This is a genomic window from Paracoccus sp. TD-10 (assembly GCF_048270675.1).
In the GTDB taxonomy this organism is placed as follows: Bacteria; Pseudomonadota; Alphaproteobacteria; order Rhodobacterales; family Rhodobacteraceae; genus Paracoccus; species Paracoccus pantotrophus.
In genome coordinates, this window is sequence record NZ_CP182419.1 from 963618 (window position 1) to 980544 (window position 16927).

Annotated in this window: 17 protein-coding genes; 11 read left to right on the forward strand and 6 right to left on the reverse strand. The window is 68.5% G+C overall.

The window, feature by feature from the left end; genetic code table 11:
• Positions 1–26: 26 nt before the first annotated feature.
• On the reverse strand, positions 27–575 hold the full coding sequence (locus ACNKFW_RS15735; protein WP_147428930.1) for an NADPH-dependent FMN reductase: 549 nt from the start codon (positions 573–575) through the stop codon (positions 27–29).
• Between the two features lie 164 nt (positions 576–739).
• Here ACNKFW_RS15735 and rmuC point away from each other — a divergent pair, with 164 nt between their 5' ends.
• The 6 genes from rmuC (at position 740) to ACNKFW_RS15765 (ending at position 6145) form a co-directional block, all read left to right on the forward strand.
• The gene (gene rmuC / locus ACNKFW_RS15740) at positions 740–2179 is read left to right on the forward strand and encodes a DNA recombination protein RmuC (protein WP_231486737.1); all 1440 of its coding nucleotides are present in this window, start codon (positions 740–742) and stop codon (positions 2177–2179) included.
• A gap of 75 nt (positions 2180–2254) precedes the next feature.
• Entirely contained in the window at positions 2255–2677 is a 423-nt protein-coding gene (locus ACNKFW_RS15745) for a secondary thiamine-phosphate synthase enzyme YjbQ (protein WP_147428928.1), read from the forward strand.
• Between the two features lie 89 nt (positions 2678–2766).
• Positions 2767–3636 carry an ABC transporter permease gene (locus ACNKFW_RS15750; protein ID WP_024844489.1) on the forward strand — a complete coding sequence of 290 codons (870 nt, stop codon included), beginning with the start codon at positions 2767–2769 and terminating at the stop codon, positions 3634–3636.
• Positions 3633–4439 (forward strand): ABC transporter permease, encoded by an 807-nt coding sequence (locus tag ACNKFW_RS15755; RefSeq protein WP_024844490.1) that lies wholly within the window; start codon positions 3633–3635, stop codon positions 4437–4439. The genes ACNKFW_RS15750 and ACNKFW_RS15755 overlap by 4 nt, the downstream gene beginning before the upstream one ends.
• A gap of 65 nt (positions 4440–4504) precedes the next feature.
• Positions 4505–5602: an ABC transporter ATP-binding protein gene (locus ACNKFW_RS15760; RefSeq protein ID WP_177209321.1), complete on the forward strand. Its 1098-nt coding sequence runs from the start codon at positions 4505–4507 to the stop codon at positions 5600–5602.
• A gap of 96 nt (positions 5603–5698) precedes the next feature.
• The gene (locus ACNKFW_RS15765) at positions 5699–6145 is read left to right on the forward strand and encodes a pore-forming ESAT-6 family protein (protein ID WP_418024996.1); all 447 of its coding nucleotides are present in this window, start codon (positions 5699–5701) and stop codon (positions 6143–6145) included.
• Between the two features lie 81 nt (positions 6146–6226).
• Here ACNKFW_RS15765 and ACNKFW_RS15770 read toward each other — a convergent pair whose 3' ends face one another.
• On the reverse strand, positions 6227–6568 hold the full coding sequence (locus tag ACNKFW_RS15770) for an MmcQ/YjbR family DNA-binding protein (RefSeq protein WP_024844493.1): 342 nt from the start codon (positions 6566–6568) through the stop codon (positions 6227–6229).
• Positions 6569–6724: 156 nt separating this feature from the next.
• On the opposite strand from ACNKFW_RS15770, the gene cysS reads away from it, so the two are divergent.
• From cysS to ACNKFW_RS15785, 3 genes are read left to right on the forward strand one after another with little or no spacing between them, the layout of a single operon-like run.
• Positions 6725–8113 (forward strand): cysteine--tRNA ligase, encoded by a 1389-nt coding sequence (gene cysS / locus ACNKFW_RS15775; protein WP_147428927.1) that lies wholly within the window; start codon positions 6725–6727, stop codon positions 8111–8113.
• A 33-nt stretch (positions 8114–8146) separates the two neighbouring features.
• On the forward strand, positions 8147–9769 hold the full coding sequence (gene cimA / locus ACNKFW_RS15780) for a citramalate synthase (RefSeq protein ID WP_147428926.1): 1623 nt from the start codon (positions 8147–8149) through the stop codon (positions 9767–9769).
• A complete protein-coding gene (locus ACNKFW_RS15785) occupies positions 9766–10584 on the forward strand; it encodes a squalene/phytoene synthase family protein (RefSeq protein WP_024844496.1) in 819 nt (272 codons plus the stop codon). The genes cimA and ACNKFW_RS15785 overlap by 4 nt, the downstream gene beginning before the upstream one ends.
• Before the next feature lie 48 nt (positions 10585–10632).
• Here ACNKFW_RS15785 and eno read toward each other — a convergent pair whose 3' ends face one another.
• The 4 genes from eno to ACNKFW_RS15805 form a co-directional block, all read right to left on the reverse strand.
• Complete coding sequence (eno, locus tag ACNKFW_RS15790; RefSeq protein WP_028711087.1) at positions 10633–11910, reverse strand: phosphopyruvate hydratase; 1278 nt, start codon at positions 11908–11910, stop codon at positions 10633–10635.
• Between the two features lie 66 nt (positions 11911–11976).
• On the reverse strand, positions 11977–12759 hold the full coding sequence (locus tag ACNKFW_RS15795; RefSeq protein ID WP_024845298.1) for an endonuclease/exonuclease/phosphatase family protein: 783 nt from the start codon (positions 12757–12759) through the stop codon (positions 11977–11979).
• Positions 12760–12777: 18 nt separating this feature from the next.
• Complete coding sequence (locus ACNKFW_RS15800; RefSeq protein ID WP_147428925.1) at positions 12778–14193, reverse strand: protein adenylyltransferase SelO; 1416 nt, start codon at positions 14191–14193, stop codon at positions 12778–12780.
• A 62-nt stretch (positions 14194–14255) separates the two neighbouring features.
• The gene (locus tag ACNKFW_RS15805) at positions 14256–14594 is read right to left on the reverse strand and encodes a DMT family transporter (RefSeq protein WP_024845296.1); all 339 of its coding nucleotides are present in this window, start codon (positions 14592–14594) and stop codon (positions 14256–14258) included.
• A gap of 123 nt (positions 14595–14717) precedes the next feature.
• On the opposite strand from ACNKFW_RS15805, the gene obgE reads away from it, so the two are divergent.
• Both obgE and proB read left to right on the forward strand, forming a co-directional pair.
• The gene (gene obgE, locus ACNKFW_RS15810; RefSeq protein ID WP_418025000.1) at positions 14718–15749 is read left to right on the forward strand and encodes a GTPase ObgE; all 1032 of its coding nucleotides are present in this window, start codon (positions 14718–14720) and stop codon (positions 15747–15749) included.
• Entirely contained in the window at positions 15737–16849 is a 1113-nt protein-coding gene (gene proB / locus ACNKFW_RS15815) for a glutamate 5-kinase (protein ID WP_147428924.1), read from the forward strand. The genes obgE and proB overlap by 13 nt, the downstream gene beginning before the upstream one ends.
• The last annotated feature ends 78 nt before the right edge of the window (positions 16850–16927 follow it).

The following is a 16927-nucleotide window of genomic DNA, read 5'->3' on the forward strand; positions in this document are numbered from 1 at the left end:
CGGCCTTTGTCGTCCTGCGGCCGGGCTCAGCCGTGCTTTTCGATCCAGTCCGCGAAGGAATCGACGAAGCCTTGCAGGAATTTCGCGGTCTTTTCGTCGGTGACGCTGCCATCGGCGCCGTAGGCATCGGCGTTCCACTGGATATAGGCCTCGGGCATGCTCATCATCACCGTGCCGACATGGACCAGGTCGTTTTTCAGCCGCGCCTGCGCCAGCGCCGCGCCGATCACGCCGGGCGAGGTGCCGGTGACGGCCGCGGGCTTGCCCTTCCACGAGTTCTGGCCATAGGGCCGGGTGCCCCAGTCGATGGTGTTCTTGATCACGCCCGGATAGCTGCGGTTGTATTCCGGCGTGATCGCCAGCACCGCGTCGGAATGCTCGATCCGGTCCTTGAGCCGCAGCACCGATTCGGGTGGCTCGGCCCAGAGATCCTCATTGTAATGCGGCAGATCGCCGATATGCAGCAGGTGGAACTGCAACCGGCCCTCGGCCAGTTTCTGCAATGCCTTCATCAGCTTATGGTTGAGAGAATCCTTGCGGAGCGAGCCCACCATGACGGCGACGGTCTTGACCATGCCTGATCTCCTCTTGCGGTTTTCAGGCGAAGGCTAGGGGCGCAACCGGGGCGAAGGAAGGGGGCCGCGCTTGCATTCTTGGGGAAAAACGGGAACAGTCCCGGCAAGCGACGCGAAACCGCGGTTGGGACAAGGCGCAGGGGCCGATGGGCGAGGCGGAAAAAATGCAGGCATGGCTGGCGGATGCGGGCAATCTGCGGCTGCTGTTGATCGCGGCGCTGGCGGTGCTGGCGCTTTGCCTTGTTGCGCTGTGGCGAACGCGGCGTTCGGCCCAGGCGGATGCCCTGCTGGCCCGGCGGCGCGAGGCCGAGCTGCAGGCGCGGCTCGATGCCGAAACGGCCGGGCTGCGCGACCAGCTTCTGGCCGTAAGCCGGCTGGAGACGCGAGCGGAATCGCTGAGCCAGCGCCTGCAGGAACTGGTCGAGGAACGCGACGGGCTGACCGACGCGCTGCACCGCGAACGCCAGCAGGTCTCGGGGCTGGAGCGCGAGCTGGCGGAAACCCGTCTGGCGGCGCAGAAGGACCGCGAGGCGGCCGCGCGCGACATCGCCACCCTGCGCGAATTGCGCGAGGAGATGACCGGCCAGTTCCGCCTGCTGGCCAACGAGACGCTGAAATCCCAGGGCAGCGAGATGCAAAAGGCGCATGGCGAGCAATTGTCGGCCCTGCTGACGCCCTTTCGCGACCAGGTTCACCGCTTCCAGACCGAGCTTCAGGCCCGCAACAAGGCCACCGACGAGGAACGCGCAAGGCTGCGCGAGCAGATCGAATACCTGCACAAGCGTTCCGAGGACATCTCGCGCGAGGCGGTGGCGCTGACCCGGGCGCTGAAGGGCGACAGCCAGAAGCGCGGCGCCTGGGGCGAGATGATCCTGGAGCGCATCCTTGAGGATTCCGGCCTGATCGCCGGCACGCATTACGACACGCAGGCGAGCCACCGCGACGCCGACGGCAAGCTGTGGCGGCCGGACGTGATCGTGAAGATGCCGCAGAAGAAGCTTCTGGTGATCGACAGCAAGGTCTCGCTGAACGCCTATGAGGAGGCGGTGAATGCCGAGGACATGCCGACCCGCGACGCCGCGCTGCGCCGCCATGTTGCCTCGGTCCGCGCCCATGTCGCCGGGCTGGCGGCCAAGGGCTATCAGGCGATCGACGAGGGCTCGGTCGATTACGTGCTGATGTTCATCCCGGTCGAGGGCGCCTTTTCCGAGGCGCTGCGCGTCGATCCAGACCTGGCGCGGCACGCGATGGAGAACCGCGTCGGGCTGGCCACGCCGACCACCTTGATGCTGACGCTGCGCACGGTCGATCACATCTGGACGGTCGAGCGGCGCGAATCCAATGCCATGGCCATCGCCGCCCGCGCCGGCCAGCTTTACGACAAGCTGCACGGTTTCGTCTCGGCGGTCGAGGATGTGGGCAGCGCGCTGGAGCGGGCGCAGAAAAGCCACGCCACCGCCATGGACCGGCTGACCCGCGGGCCGGGCAACGTCATCCGCCAGGCCGAGATGCTGCGCGACCTGGGCGCGCGCACGCAAAAGCGGCTGGCGCTGGACCATGACGGTGCCGAGTCGCTGGAAGCACCGGGCGAGGCGGCGGAATAGCTCATTGGGTATTTGGGGAACGGAGAAGCCCATGGTTGAAAAAGGGCGGGAATCGTCCTGGCGGGAAGGCCGCTCTTGAGGACCAGCTTCACCATCCCGACCCGCGGGCCGGCCTGCCATGATTTCACGGCCGAGGTGGCGGCCTGGCTGCGCGGCATCGGCGCGAGGGACGGTGTGGTGACGCTGTTCGTGCGCCATACCTCCTGCTCGCTTCTGGTGCAGGAGAACGCCGATCCGGACGTGCAGCGCGACCTGCTGGCCTGGCTCGACCGCATCGCGCCGCCGGCCGACCATCCGTCTATGCGCTACCTGACGCATCGCGCCGAGGGGCCGGACGACATGCCCGCGCATCTGAAGGCCGCGATCCTGCCCGTCAGCCTGCAGATCCCGGTCGTGCGCGGCCGGATGGAGTTGGGCACCTGGCAGGGGATCTACCTGGTCGAGCATCGCGCCCAGCCGCATCGGCGCGAGGTGGCGGCGCAGTTCCAGGCGGCGTAACGGTCGCCGCAGCGCAGGAAAACCCTTTTCCTCGCGGCGCGGATATGGAAACCTGCCACCCCAAGCGACAGGGATTCACAGGGCAGGGCATGGCGTCAGGAAACCGATCTCAGACGGCTCAGGGCCTGACCCTGATCGCGCCGCCGCTGGGCTATGCCGTGCTGGTGCTGGCAGCACCCCTGCTGACCATCCTGGCCTATTCCTTCTTCAAGGACGGCTACCTGACGGTGATCCGCGAGTTCACGCTGGAGAATTACCGCACCGTCTGGGCCGACCCGATCTTTCACCGCATCATGCTGCGCTCGCTGGGGGTGGCGGCGCTGGTGACGCTGGCCACCGTGGTTCTGGCCTTTCCGGTGGCCTATTTCCTGTCCTTTGCCGTCGCGCCGCAGAAAAAGGCCATGTGGCTGTTCCTCATCACCATCCCGTTCTGGACCAGCTACCTGATCCGGGTGTTCCTGTGGAAGGTGATCCTGGGCTATAACGGCGTCATCAACTCGGGGCTCAAGACGCTGGGGCTGATCGAGCAGCCGCTGACCTTCATCCTCTACAATGTCAACGCCATGGTGATCACGCTGGCCCATGCCTATGCGCCCTTCGCCATCCTGCCGATCTTCATCGCGCTGGAAAAGATCGACCGCTCGCTTCTGGAAGCCGGGCGCGACCTGGGCGAAAGCCGGGCCATGACCTTCTGGCGCGTCACCCTGCCCTTGGCCATGCCCGGCGTGGTGGCGGCGGCGCTGATCGTCTTCATCCCGACCATCGGCGACTATGTCACCCCGGCGCTGATCGGCGGCGGCAAGATCCCGATGATCGCCAACATGATCCAGGCGCAGATGCTGGATCTGGACAACCGGCCGATGGGCTCGGCGCTGGCGGTGACGGCCATGCTGATCGTGGCGGTGATCAGCCTGGCCTTCATCGGTCTGAACCGCCGCTTCCTGAAGGTGCGGCAATGAAGGGCGGGGGCCTGCGGGCCTATGCGCTGATCTACCTGCTGTTCCTTTACGCGCCGATCCTGCTCTTGCCGATCTTCGCCTTCAACTCGGGCACGATCATCGCCTTTCCGCTGCGGGGCTTCACCACGGAATGGTTCGCGCAGATGTGGGGCAATGCCTCGCTGCGCCGGGCGCTGACCAATTCGCTGACCATCGCCGTCAGCGCCTCGATCCTGGCGACCTGCCTGGGCGTATTCGCCGCCCGCGCCTCGACCCGCTTCACCTTTCCGGGCAAGGGGCCGATCATGGGGCTGATCATGCTGCCCCTGGTGCTGCCCGAGATCATCGTCTCGATCTCGCTTCTGGTGGTGCTTTTGTCGCTGGGCGTGCAGCTCAGCATCCTGACGGTGATCCTGGGCCATACGCTGATCTGCATGCCCTATGCCACGGTGATCCTGTCCACCGCCTTCAACTCGCTCGACCGCTCGCTGGAGGAGGCGGCCTATGACCTGGGCGAGACGCGGATCAGCGCCTTTCGGCTGGTGATCCTGCCGCTGGTCATGCCGGGGATCATCTCGTCCCTGCTGATGAGCTTCACCATCAGCCTCGACGAGTTCATCATCGCCTTCTTCCTGGCCGGGAACGAGCCGACGCTGCCCACCTATATCTTCAGCCAGCTGCGTTTCCCCAAGCAGATCCCGATGATCATGGCGCTGGGGACGGTGCTGGTGCTCATGTCGATCCTGCTTCTGACCATTGCCGAATATTTCCGCCGCCGCGGCATCGCGAAGACCGGCGCCAAGGATACCGGAGGCTTCCTGTGACCACCCAAAACCCGGGCCCCAAGACCACCGCCGCCCATCGCGCCGCCATGGCCGGGGCGAAGCCGATGATCGAGATCCGGCAGGTGCAGAAGCATTACGGCGATTATCACGCGCTGCGCGGCATCGACCTGACCATCCGCTCGGGCGAGTTCTTTTCGCTGCTGGGCCCCTCGGGCTGCGGCAAGACCACGCTTCTGCGCACCATCGCCGGGTTCGAGGACATCTCCTCGGGCGTCGTGCTGATCGACGGGCAGGACATGCAGGAGGTGCCGGCGAACCGGCGGCCCACGAACATGGTGTTCCAGTCCTATGCCATCTTCCCGCATCTGACCGTGGCCGAGAACGTGGGCTTCGGGCTGCGCCGCGACCCGCGAAGCAGGGCCGAGAAGGCGGCGGCGGTCGAGCAGGCGCTGGAGATGGTCGGGCTGAAAGGCTATGGCAACCGCGCCAGCCATGCGCTGTCGGGGGGGCAGCGGCAGCGGGTGGCCTTGGCGCGGGCGCTGATCCTCAAGCCCAAGGTGCTGCTGCTCGATGAGCCGCTTTCGGCGCTGGACCGCAAGATGCGCGAGCAGATGCAGGTCGAGCTGATCAAGCTGCAGCGCCAGGTCGGCATCACCTTCGTTCTTGTCACCCATGACCAGGAGGAGGCGCTGGTCATGTCCGACCGCATCGCGGTGATGTTCGAGGGCCAGATCGCCCAGATGGACGGGCCCGAGGCGCTTTATGCCCGCCCGACCAGCCGCCGGGTGGCGAATTTCATCGGGGTGATGAACTTCCTGCCTGCCCGCGTGCTGGGCGAGACCGGCGAGGCCGTGCAGATCGAGGCGCCGGGGCTGGGCCGCGTCGATATTCCCCTGGCCAATGTCAGCCGTGCCGATCCCGGCGACGACGGCCCCTCGGTCGGCTTCCGGCCCGAGGCGGTGTCGCTGCTGGCGCCCGGCGCGCAGGGCACGAACCGGGTGGCCGAGGGGGTGATCGACGAGGTCGTCTATTACGGCGACATGACCTATTACGACGTGCGGCTGGACGGCTCGGCGGGCTTCGACGGCCAGGTGCGGCCGGTGCGGATCGCCATGCGCAACGTCTTCGGCCGCGAGGTGCAGGATGTCGGCACCCGCGCGAATGTGAGTTGGTCCCCCGGCTCGCTGGTGCTTTTCCGCTGATCGGCGTGAAACCGGCCGCGGCATTCCGCCGAGCCGGTTTGCGGCCCTGACTGGGGCGTGCCACAGTCCCGGCACACGCAACAGACGGAGATCGAGATGATCGCACGTTTCGCAATCCTGCCCGCCCTGGCCCTTGGCCTGACCGCAGGCGTGACCCTGGCGCAAGACGCGGCCCCGGCCGCGCCCGCCGCCCCCGAGGCCCCGGCTACGGCCGAGGCGCCCGCTGCCGTGCCGGCCCAGGACAGCGCCGCCGCCTATGAAAGCGCGCGCAACCAGCTGGGCGTCCTGGCCTATTGCCAGGAACAGGGCCATATCGACGGCAAGGCGGTCGAGATCCAGACCAAGCTGCTGGCGATGATCCCGGCGGGCGACAGCGCCCAGGGCGATGCGGCCGAGGCCAAGGGCAAGGAAGGCGCCGTCTCGGCCATGGGCGTCGAGCGGACGCTGGAAGACGCCGCCAAGGAGCAGAACACCACCGAAGCGGCGCTTTGCCAGCAGATGGAAGGCCTGCTGCAACAGCTGGCCGCGCAGGTTCCTGCCTGATCACCGGGCGATTCCGGCGCGGGGCCAGTCGCTCGGCCCTGCGTCTCTGGCCGGTCCCCTGCGCGGGGCCGGCCATTTTCGTCACAGGGGCGGCAGGGCGGCCTGCACCTTCTTGGGCAGGGCGCCGCGCACCAGCCGATAGGAATGGCGGATGCGATGCGCCAGCTCGTCGGGGGCCGAATCGAGCGGCAGCGCCACCCAGCTGCGATGCAGATAGGCCGCGCGTTCGGCCACGCCGGTCTCGATCAGGAACTCGGCCATCTCGGTGCTGTCGGTCTTGACCGAGACATGGGTGCCGACTGCACCGGTCACGGCAAAGGTCTTGCCACCGATCTTCCAGCAATCATGGCCGCCGCCCCAGGGATCCGACCACTCGGCCCCAGGCTGTGCGGCACAGATCTCGTTGACCAGTTCGCGGCTCATGGACCAAGTTTTGCAGCCTCTCTTGGCATAGGCAAGACAATGCGTTAAGGCGGGGCGCATGAAGGCAGGAACCGCCACCACCCGCTGCATCATTACCGGCTGAAAATTCAGGCGGGCGGTTCATCGTGACCTGACGACGCCCGCAAAGGGGAAGTCATGGTCGAGATCAGGCTGACGAATACCAGGACGCGCCGGAAAGAGGTTTTCCGGCCCATCGACCCGCAGAATGTGCGGCTCTATCTTTGCGGGCCGACGGTCTATGACCGGGCGCATCTGGGCAATGCCCGGCCGGTGGTGGTGATCGACGTGCTGGTGCGGCTCTTGCGCCATGTCCATGGCGCGGACCATGTCACCTATGTGCGCAACTTCACCGACGTGGACGACAAGATCAACGCCGCCGCCCTGGCCCGCAAGGAGGCCGGCGCCCCCGGCACGCTGGAGGCGCTGATCCGCGAGCGCACGCGGGAAACCATCGGCTGGTATCACGCCGACATGGACGCGCTGGGGGCCGAGCGTCCCGATCACGAGCCGCGCGCCACCGATTACATTGCCCAGATGATCGCCATGATCGAGACCTTGGTCGCCGGCGGCCATGCCTATGCGCGCGACGGCCATGTGCTGTTCCGGGTGCGGAGTTACGCCGATTACGGCAAGCTTTCGGGGCGCTCGGTAGACGACATGATCGCCGGCGCCCGCGTCGAGGTCGCGCCCTTCAAGGAAGACCCGATGGATTTCGTGCTGTGGAAGCCTTCGGACGACGAATTGCCGGGCTGGGACAGCCCCTGGGGACGCGGCCGTCCGGGCTGGCATATCGAATGTTCGGCCATGTCCTACGAGCTTTTGGGCGAGAGCTTCGACATCCATGCCGGCGGCATCGACCTGCAATTCCCCCATCACGAGAACGAGATCGCGCAAAGCTGCTGCGCCCATCCGCATGGCGATTTCGCCCGCGTCTGGCTGCATAACGAGATGCTGCAGGTCGAGGGCCGGAAGATGTCCAAATCCCTGGGCAATTTCTTCACCGTCCGCGATCTCTTGGACCAGGGCATTCCGGGCGAGGTGATCCGCTTCGTCCTGCTGTCGACGCATTACCGCAAGCCGATGGACTGGACGGCCGAGAAGGCGCGCGAAGCCGAGGCGGTGCTGCGCAAGTGGCGCGGCCTTGTCGCGGGCATCGAGCCCGCGCCAAGCCCGGCCCTCGCCGTCCTGGCCGCGCTTGCCGACGACCTCAATACCGCGGGGGCGATCGCGGCCTTGCACGAGATGGCAGGGCAGGGCGATGCGCCCGGGCTGCTTGCCGGCGCCCGGATGCTGGGCCTGCTGACCGAGGAGCTGGGCGGCTGGATCGCCGCGGGCCCCGACCTGTCGCCCTGGGCCGAGCGCATGAATGCGTTGCGGGCAGAAGCCAAGGCCAGCAAGGATTTCTCGGCCGTGGATGGTCTCAAGCAGCGTCTTCTGGACGCGGGGGTCGAGGTCCGCATGGGCCCTGCCGGGGTCGAGCTTCTGCCCGGCCCGGATTTCGACGCCGCCAGACTGCCCGAATAACCGCATGCCAGCCAGCCGAAAGGGGCCGCCCCGATGACGCGTCAGCGCCTATATCTTTACGACACCACGCTGCGCGACGGGCAGCAGACCCAGGGCGTGCAGTTTTCCGCCGCCGAAAAGGCCGAGATCGCCGGGATGCTGGATCGGCTGGGCGTGGATTACATCGAGGGCGGCTGGCCGGGCGCCAACCCGACCGACAGCGATTTCTTCGCCCAGGCGCCGGCGACCCGCGCCACCATGACCGCCTTTGGCATGACCAAGCGCGCCGGTCGCTCGGCCGATAACGACGACGTGCTGGCGGCGGTGATGAACGCGGGCACCCGCGCGGTCTGCCTGGTCGGCAAGACGCATCCCTTCCATGTCCGCGAGGCGCTGGGGATCTCGCTGGAGGACAACCTCGAGAATATCCGTGCCTCGGTCGCGCATCTGGTGGCCGAGGGCCGCGAGGCGCTGTTCGATGCCGAGCACTTCTTTGACGGCTACGACGAGGACGCGGATTATGCGCTGGCCTGCCTGCGCGCGGCGCTGGAGGCGGGCGCGCGCTGGATCGTGCTTTGCGACACCAATGGCGGCACCTTGCCCGACCGGGTGGGGCAGATCACGCGCGCCGTGATCGCGGCCGGCATCCCCGGCGAGCGGCTGGGCATCCATTGCCATGACGATACCGGCAATGCCGTGGCCTGCACGCTGGCTGCCGTCGCTGCCGGGGCGCGGCAGGTGCAGGGCACGCTCAATGGCCTGGGCGAGCGTTGCGGCAACGCCAGCCTGACCAGCCTGATCCCGACCCTGCTGCTGAAGGAGCCCTATCGCTCGGCGCTGGAAACCGGCGTCACCGCCGAGGGGCTGGCGGGGCTCACGCGCATCTCGCGCCGGCTGGACGAGATCCTGAACCGCCCGCCCGCCCGGCCCGCACCCTATGTCGGCGCCTCGGCATTCGCCCACAAGGCCGGGCTGCATGCCAGCGCCATCCTGAAGAATCCCGCGACCTACGAGCATGTGGACCCCGCCACCGTGGGCAACGAGCGCATCATCCCGATGTCGAACCAGGCCGGGCAGTCGAACCTGCGCGCGCGTCTGGCCGAGGCGGGGATCGAGGTCGGTCGCGACGATCCGGCGCTGGCGCGCATCCTCGACCTGGTCAAGGCGCGCGAGGATGCCGGCTATGCCTATGACGGCGCCCAGGCCAGCTTCGAGCTGCTGGCCCTGGCCGAGCTGGGCCGGATGCAGCACTATTTCTCGGTCGAGCGCTACCGCGTCACCGTCGAGCGGCGCCGGAACGCGCTGGGGAAACGCATCTCGGTTTCCGAGGCGGTGGTGGTGGTGCAGATCGGCGGCGAGCGGATGCTCTCGGTCAGCGAAAGCATGGATGCCGAGGGGCATGACCGCGGCCCGGTCAACGCGCTGTGGCGGGCGCTGGCCAAGGATCTGGGCCCCTATCAGGCCGCCATCGACGACATGCATCTGGTGGATTTCCGCGTCCGCATCACCGGCGAAGGGGTCGAGGCGGCGACGCGGGTCATCATCGACAGCGCCGACGGCCAGGGCCATCGCTGGTCCACCGTCGGCGTGTCGCCCAATATCGTCGATGCCAGTTTCGAGGCGCTGGTCGATGCGATCCGCTGGAAGCTGATCCGCGACAGGGTGGTGCCGGCATGAGCCTGGACGATTGCGCCGAGGCGCTGCGCGAGCACGATCCCGACCGCTTCGGCATCTGTCTGCTGGCCCCCGCTGAGGCGCGGCCGCGGCTGCTGACGCTTTATGCGCTGAACCTGGAGCTGGCGCGTGCGCCGCTCGCCTCGACCGAGCCGCTGATCGCCGAGATGCGGCTGCAATGGTGGATCGAGCGGCTGGAGGACATCGGCGCCGGCAAGGTGCAGTCGCATGAGCTGCTGACGCCGCTGGCCGAGGCCTGGGGACCGCGCGCCGCCGGTTTCCCGGTACTGGCCGAGGCGCGGCGCCGCGATGCGGCGCGCGAGCCGCTGGACGGGCCCGAAGCCGTCGCGGCCTATGTGCGGGATACGGCGGTGCCGCTGGCGCGCTTCGCCGCCGAGGCCATGGGCTGGGAGGCTGCCGGGGGCTTCGCGCCCCCGGACCCCCGCGGGGTATTTGGAAAACGGAGAAAGCCGGATGTTGCCGAGGTCGTCGACGCCCAGGCCGAGGGGGTGGGGTTGGCGCATTGGCTGGCCGCGCTGCCGGCCTTGCAGGGGCTGGGGCTCGGGCTTTGGGACGCCTCGCCCGAGGTGCTGGCCGGGATTGCAGGCAAGGCCCGTGCGAAACTTGCCGAGGCCCGGGCGCAGCGCCGGTTCGTGCCGCGCCGGCTGGCGCCGGTGCTGTTTGCCGGGGCGGGCGTGCGGGCCGCGTTGCGGGCCGCGCCGCGGGGGATCGAGGCGCTGGCCGGTGCCGCCCCTTCGGAATTCCGCCGCCGCCTGGCGCTTGGCGCCTTTGCCCTGACGCATCGCTGGTGGATATGAAAAGGGCGGCCGCCTGGGCCGCCCTGCTTCGTTGCGATGCCCCGCGGATCAGCCGCGCAGGATGGACTTGCCGGCATATTCGGCCGCGGCGCCCAGCATTTCCTCGATGCGGATCAGCTGGTTGTATTTCGCCAGCCGGTCCGAGCGCGCGAGGCTGCCGGTCTTGATCTGGCCGCAATTCGTCGCCACCGCCAGGTCGGCGATGGTGGCGTCCTCGGTCTCGCCCGAGCGGTGCGACATCACCGAGGTATAGCGCGCGCGGTCGGCCATGCGCACCGCGTCCAGCGTCTCGGTCAGGGTGCCGATCTGGTTCACCTTGACCAGCAGCGAGTTGCCGCAGCCCTTCGCGATGCCCTCGGCCAGCCGCGCCGGGTTGGTCACGAAGAGGTCGTCGCCGACCAGCTGCACCCGGCTGCCCAGCGTGTCGGTCAGCAGTTTCCAGCCGTCCCAGTCGTCCTCGGCGCAGCCGTCCTCGATCGACAGGATCGGGTAGTCGTTGCAGAGCGCTTCCAGGTAGGCGACGTTCTCGGCCGGGCTCAGCGACTTGCCCTCGCCGGCCATCTCGTATTTGCCGCCCTTGAAATATTCGGTCGAGGCGCAGTCCAGCGCCAGCATGATGTCGTCGCCGGGCTGGTAGCCGGCCTTCTCGATGGCCTTGAGGATGAAGTCCAGCGCATCGCGGGTCGAGCTGAGGTTCGGCGCGAAGCCGCCCTCGTCGCCGACGCCGGTGGCGAGGCCGGCCGAGGACAGTTCCTTCTTCAGCGTGTGGAAGACTTCCGAGCCCATGCGCACGGCTTCGCGGATGTTCTCCGCCGCCACCGGCATGATCATGAATTCCTGGATGTCGATCGGGTTGTCGGCATGTTCGCCGCCGTTGATGATGTTCATCATCGGCACCGGCAGCACGCGGGCACCGGCGCCGCCGACATAGCGATAGAGCGGCTGGGTGCAGGCCTCGGCCGCGGCCTTGGCCACCGCCAGCGACACGCCCAGGATGGCATTGGCGCCCAGCCGGCCCTTGTTCGGGGTGCCGTCCAGTTCGATCATCATGCGGTCGATGGCGACCTGCTCGGTCGCATCCTCGCCGATCAGGTTCTCGGCGATCTCGCCGTTGACGGCGGCGACGGCCTCGAGCACGCCCTTGCCCAGGTAGCGCGCCTTGTCGCCGTCGCGCTTTTCCACCGCCTCATGCGCGCCGGTCGAGGCGCCCGAGGGCACCGCCGCCCGGCCCATGGTGCCGTCTTCCAGCGTCACATCGACCTCGACCGTCGGGTTGCCCCGGCTGTCCAGTATCTCGCGCGCGAATATGTCGATGATGGCGGTCATGTCTGCGTCCCCCTTGGCTGACGAGCTTTGGCGCTGTTTAACCGCCTTCGCAGTTGCAGAAAAGCGTCAATCCGCCCCGGCCGCCCCATCCTCGCCGGGAATGCGCGAGGTGACGCGGGCCGGCTGATAGCCGCGCGGCACCTCCTCATGCGCATCGACCGCCAGATCGGCCCAGACCGGCAGGTGGTCCGAGGCCGCCCGCGCCATCTCGTTGTCCAGCACGCCGCAATCCAGCACCTCGATGCTGCGCGAGACGGCAAAGCGGTCATAGCGCAGGCGCGGGAAGGGCGCGGGCCAGCTGGGGCCCGGGGTGATGACGCGCAGCGCCTCCAGCGCCTCGAGCCCGCGCGAATCGTGCCATTCGTTGAAATCCCCGGTCAGCGCCATGCGGTCATGGCCGATGCGCCGCGACTGGGCGATGATGCGCGACAGCTGCGCGCGGCGCGACGAGCGCATCAGCCCCAGATGCACCGCTACCACCGTCAGCCCCGGCAGGCGCAGCACCAGCGCGCCCCTGGGCTCGATCCCCGGCAGGGGCAGGCGGCGGATCTCGGCCTTGTCGCGCAGTTCGGGGCGCAGCAGGATGGTCTGGCCGTGCCAGCCCAGCGAATTTTCGCCGGTGCCCAGAAAGGGGGCGGGGACCATGCCCGTGGTCTTTTCGATCAGCTTGCGCGGCAACGCCTCGGGCCGGGCGCCGAAGCGGAAATCGACCTCTTGCAGGGCGATCACGTCGGCATCCAGTTCGGCGATGACGCGCAGGTTGCGCTCGGGCGCGTGCGGGCCGGTCATGCCGCGGCACTTGTGCAGGTTGTAGCTGGCCAGTCTCAGGCGGTCGGGGCTTTTCGGCATAGGGCCTTTCGCTGCTGCTCAGGTGCCGCAGAAGGTGCGGCGGACGATCTCATCTGGCTGCGGAGCCAGCGCATAGCCGTCCCATTCCGGCCGGTCCTGGAAGGGGGCGCGCAAGGCGGCGTCGAGCGCGTGGAAGGGGCCGTAATCGCCTTCGCGCCCGGCCGCGATCACTGCCTCGATGCGGTGGTTGCGCGGGATGCGGCGCGGATTGGCGCGCGCCATGACCTGCGCGGCGTCCGGCAGGTCGCGGATGCGCGCCTGCCAGCCCTCGGCCCAGGCGTCGAACCGCTCGGGCGCCCTGAACTCGTCGCGGGCGCGGCCATCCACCAGCCCGGCGAAGGTGCGGGTGAAATCCGCCTCCTCGGCCGCCATCAGCGTCAAGAGCCGCTCGATCAGCGCGCGATCCTGGGGCTGCGGCGCGGCGATGCCCAGCTTGGCGGCAAAGCGGTTCAGCCATTCGGCCTGATAGAGGCCGGGGAAGCTGTGGACGATGCGCGTGGCCTCGGCCACCGCCGCGTCGTCATTGCCCATCAGGGGCACCAGGCAGCTGGCGAATTGCGCCAGGTTCCAGACCGCGATGTTGGGCTGTTCGTTCCAGGCATAGCGGCCCTGGGCGTCGATCGAGCTGAACACCTTGTCGGGCCGGTAGCCGTCCATGAAGGCGCAGGGGCCGTAGTCGATGGTCTCGCCCGAGACCGACATGTTGTCGGTGTTCATCACCCCGTGGATGAAGCCGAGCGCCATCCAGCCGGCGATGGTCGCCGCCTGCCGCTCGACCACGCGCTGCAGCAGGTCGGCCGCGCCCGAGGCATCGGGATAGTGCCGGGCGATGACGTGATCGGCCAGAAGCTGCAGCCGTTGCCGGTCGCCGCGCGCGGCGTAGAATTCGAAGGTGCCGACGCGGATATGGCTGGCGGCCACGCGGGTCAGCACCGCGCCGGGCAGGACCGTCTCGCGGATCACCGTCTCGCCGGTGGTGACGGCCGCCAGGGCGCGCGTGGTCGGAATGCCGAATGCCGCCATGAACTCGCTGACCAGGTATTCGCGCAGCACCGGACCCAGCCAGGCCCGCCCGTCGCCCCGGCGCGAGAAGGGCGTGGGCCCCGCGCCCTTCAGCTGGATGTCGAAGCGCGCCCCGTCGGGGGCCACCACCTCGCCCAGCAGGACCGCGCGCCCGTCGCCGAGCTGCGGCACGAAGCCGCCGAACTGGTGGCCGGCATAGGCCTGCGCGATGGGCTCGGCCCCCTCGGGCAGGGCGTTGCCGGCCAGCACGGCCACGCCCTCGGGGCTGGCAAGCCAGTCGGCGTCGAAGCCCAGCCGCTCGGCCAGCGGCCGGTTCAGCGCCACAAGCTGCGGGTCGCGCACCGGCGTCGGTCGGGTGCGGGTGAAGAAACCTTCCGGCAGTCGGGCATAGCTGTTGTCGAAGTGGATCATCGCGGCCCTCCCTTCGGACATTATCTAGACCCGATTGCCGGAATGTTAAGGGTGGAGGCGATTCAATGCGTCACGCTGCCCGAGAACAGGTTCACGATGACCACCCCCGCGACGATCATGGAAAGCCCGAGCACCGCCGCGAAATCCAGCCGCTGGCCAAAGACGACCAGCCCGATCAGCGAGACCAGCACGATGCCGAGCCCGCTCCAGATCGCATAGGCGATGCCCAGCGGCATGGCGCGCAAGGCCAGCGACAGGAAGTAGAACGAACCGGCATAGCACAGCCCCATCAGCAGCGTGGGGACAAGCCGAGTGAACTGCTCGCTGCGCTGCAGGAAGGTGGTGCCGACCACCTCCAGCGTGATGGCGGTGAAAAGCGTGGCATAGGTCAGGACCGGCATGGCGTCTCCCCTCGTTCGTCGCCGGCCCATCTAATTCACCGGCCGGGTGAAAGTCACGCCACTTGCACGGAAACGGCCAAGCGCGTATCCCACGGCTTTGCCACAGCCGACAGGATTGCGCCCGTGAAATTCCTCGATCTCGCCAAGGTCTATGTCCGCTCGGGCGGCGGGGGCGCGGGCTGCGTGTCCTTCCGCCGCGAGAAGTTCATCGAGCACGGCGGGCCGGACGGCGGCGACGGCGGCAAGGGCGGCGATGTCTGGGCCGAGGCGGTCGAGGGGCTGAACACCCTGATCGACTTTCGCTTCCAGCAGCATTTCTTTGCCAAGTCGGGCGGGCACGGCATGGGGGCGCAGCGCACCGGCGCCTCGGGAGACGACATCCTGCTGCGGGTGCCGGTCGGCACCGAGATCCTGGAAGAGGACCAGGAAACCGTGGTCGCCGACCTGACCGAGCCCGGACAGCGCGTGCTGCTAGCCAGGGGCGGCAATGGCGGCTTTGGCAACCTGCATTTCAAAAGCTCGACCAACCGCGCGCCGCGCCATGCCAATCCCGGCCAGCCGGGGGTGGAGCGCACGCTGTGGCTGCGGCTGAAGCTGATCGCCGATGCCGGGCTGGTGGGGCTGCCCAATGCCGGGAAATCGACCTTTCTTGCCGCCGTCTCGAACGCGCGGCCCAAGATCGCCGACTACCCCTTCACCACGCTGCACCCGAACCTGGGCGTGGTCGGCGTGGACGGGCATGAATTCGTCATGGCCGACATTCCCGGCCTGATCGAGGGGGCAAGCGAGGGCAGGGGGCTCGGCGACCAGTTCCTGGGCCATGTCGAGCGTTCGCGCGTGCTTTTGCACCTGGTCGACGGCACCGCCGAGGACGTGGCGCAGGACGCCCGTACCATCCTGACCGAACTCGAAGCCTATTCCCCGGCGCTGGCGGAAAAGCCGCGGGTGACGGCGCTGAACAAGATCGACGCGCTCGACCCCGAGACTCTGGCCGAGCGCAAGGCGGCGCTCGAGGCCGAGATCGGCGGCCCGGTCCTGCTGATGTCCGGCGTCTCGCGCGAGGGCGTGACCGAGGTCCTGCGCGCGCTCTGGTCGCGGATCGCGCCCTCGCGCAGGCCCGCCGAGGATCGGGAAGACAAGCCGTGGCAGCCGTGACGCCGGAACTGGGCCGCGCGCAGCGGCTGGTGGTCAAGATCGGCTCGGCGCTGCTGGTGAACGGCGCGGGGCTGCGCGCCGAATGGCTGCGCGGGCTTTGCGACGACGTGGCCCAGGCACGGGCGCGGGGCACGGATGTGGTGCTGGTCTCCTCGGGCGCTATCGCGCTGGGGCGGCAGGTGCTGGGCCTGCCCGCCGGCCCGCTGCGGGTCGAGCAGTCGCAGGCCGCCGCCGCCGTCGGCCAGATCAAGCTGGCCCGCGCCTATGAGGAGGCGCTGGCTCCGCATGGCGTCAAGACCGCGCAGCTGCTGGTGACGCTGGACGACACCACCGACCGGCGCCGCTATCTCAATAGCCGCGCGACCATGCAGACGCTGCTGGGCCTCGGCGTGGTGCCCATCGTGAACGAGAACGACACCGTGGCCACCGACGAGATCCGCTTCGGCGACAACGACCGGCTGGCGGCGCAGATCGCCGTGACCTGCGGCGCCGACCAGCTCTTGCTGCTGTCGGACGTGGACGGGCTCTATACCGCCAATCCCAAGACCGACCCCTCTGCGCGGCATCTGCCGGTGGTCGAACAGATCACGCCGGAGATCGAGGCCATGGGCGGCGACCCGATCTCGGGCGTCAGCAAGGGCGGCATGAAGACCAAGCTCATGGCCGCGCGCACGGCGGTGGCGGGCGGTTGCGCCATGGCCATCGCCGAGGGCTCGGTGCTGAACCCGCTCTCTGCCGTGGCGGGTGGCGCGCGGGTGACCTGGTTCCTACCCGATACCGACCCGCAGGCGGCGCGCAAGCGCTGGATCGCGGCGATGAAGCCCAAGGGCGAGATCGCCGTCGATGCCGGTGCGGCTCGGGCGCTGGGGCAGGGCAAGTCGCTGCTGCCGGCGGGCGTCACCGTCGTATCGGGCCGCTTCGGCCGCGGCGACCCGGTGGTGGTACTGGATGGCAAGGGTGCGCGGCTGGCCGCGGGCCTCGTGCGCTATTCCTCGACCGAGGCGCGCGCCATCGCCGGCCATCGCAGCGACGAGATCGAGGGCATCCTCGGCTATCCCGGCCGCGCCGCGCTGATCCATCGCGACGACATGGTGGTGTGACGGCCGGCGGCGGCGGGCCCGGCGTCGCGGCCGCAGGGGTATTTGTGGAACGAAGAGGCCGGGTGCCGTTCCCTGATT

Excerpts from the sequence above, each read along its gene's own strand:
- ACNKFW_RS15735 (WP_147428930.1), bottom strand. The coding sequence starts at position 575 with ATGGTCAAGACCGTCGCCGTCATGGTGGGCTCGCTCCGCAAGGATTCT.
- rmuC (WP_231486737.1), top strand. The coding sequence starts at position 740 with ATGCAGGCATGGCTGGCGGATGCGGGCAATCTGCGGCTGCTGTTGATC.
- ACNKFW_RS15750 (WP_024844489.1), top strand. The coding sequence starts at position 2,767 with ATGGCGTCAGGAAACCGATCTCAGACGGCTCAGGGCCTGACCCTGATC.
- ACNKFW_RS15755 (WP_024844490.1), top strand. The coding sequence starts at position 3,633 with ATGAAGGGCGGGGGCCTGCGGGCCTATGCGCTGATCTACCTGCTGTTC.
- ACNKFW_RS15760 (WP_177209321.1), top strand. The coding sequence starts at position 4,505 with ATGATCGAGATCCGGCAGGTGCAGAAGCATTACGGCGATTATCACGCG.
- ACNKFW_RS15765 (WP_418024996.1), top strand. The coding sequence starts at position 5,699 with ATGATCGCACGTTTCGCAATCCTGCCCGCCCTGGCCCTTGGCCTGACC.
- ACNKFW_RS15770 (WP_024844493.1), bottom strand. The coding sequence starts at position 6,568 with ATGAGCCGCGAACTGGTCAACGAGATCTGTGCCGCACAGCCTGGGGCC.
- cysS (WP_147428927.1), top strand. The coding sequence starts at position 6,725 with ATGGTCGAGATCAGGCTGACGAATACCAGGACGCGCCGGAAAGAGGTT.
- cimA (WP_147428926.1), top strand. The coding sequence starts at position 8,147 with ATGACGCGTCAGCGCCTATATCTTTACGACACCACGCTGCGCGACGGG.
- ACNKFW_RS15785 (WP_024844496.1), top strand. The coding sequence starts at position 9,766 with ATGAGCCTGGACGATTGCGCCGAGGCGCTGCGCGAGCACGATCCCGAC.
- eno (WP_028711087.1), bottom strand. The coding sequence starts at position 11,910 with ATGACCGCCATCATCGACATATTCGCGCGCGAGATACTGGACAGCCGG.
- ACNKFW_RS15795 (WP_024845298.1), bottom strand. The coding sequence starts at position 12,759 with ATGCCGAAAAGCCCCGACCGCCTGAGACTGGCCAGCTACAACCTGCAC.
- ACNKFW_RS15800 (WP_147428925.1), bottom strand. The coding sequence starts at position 14,193 with ATGATCCACTTCGACAACAGCTATGCCCGACTGCCGGAAGGTTTCTTC.
- ACNKFW_RS15805 (WP_024845296.1), bottom strand. The coding sequence starts at position 14,594 with ATGCCGGTCCTGACCTATGCCACGCTTTTCACCGCCATCACGCTGGAG.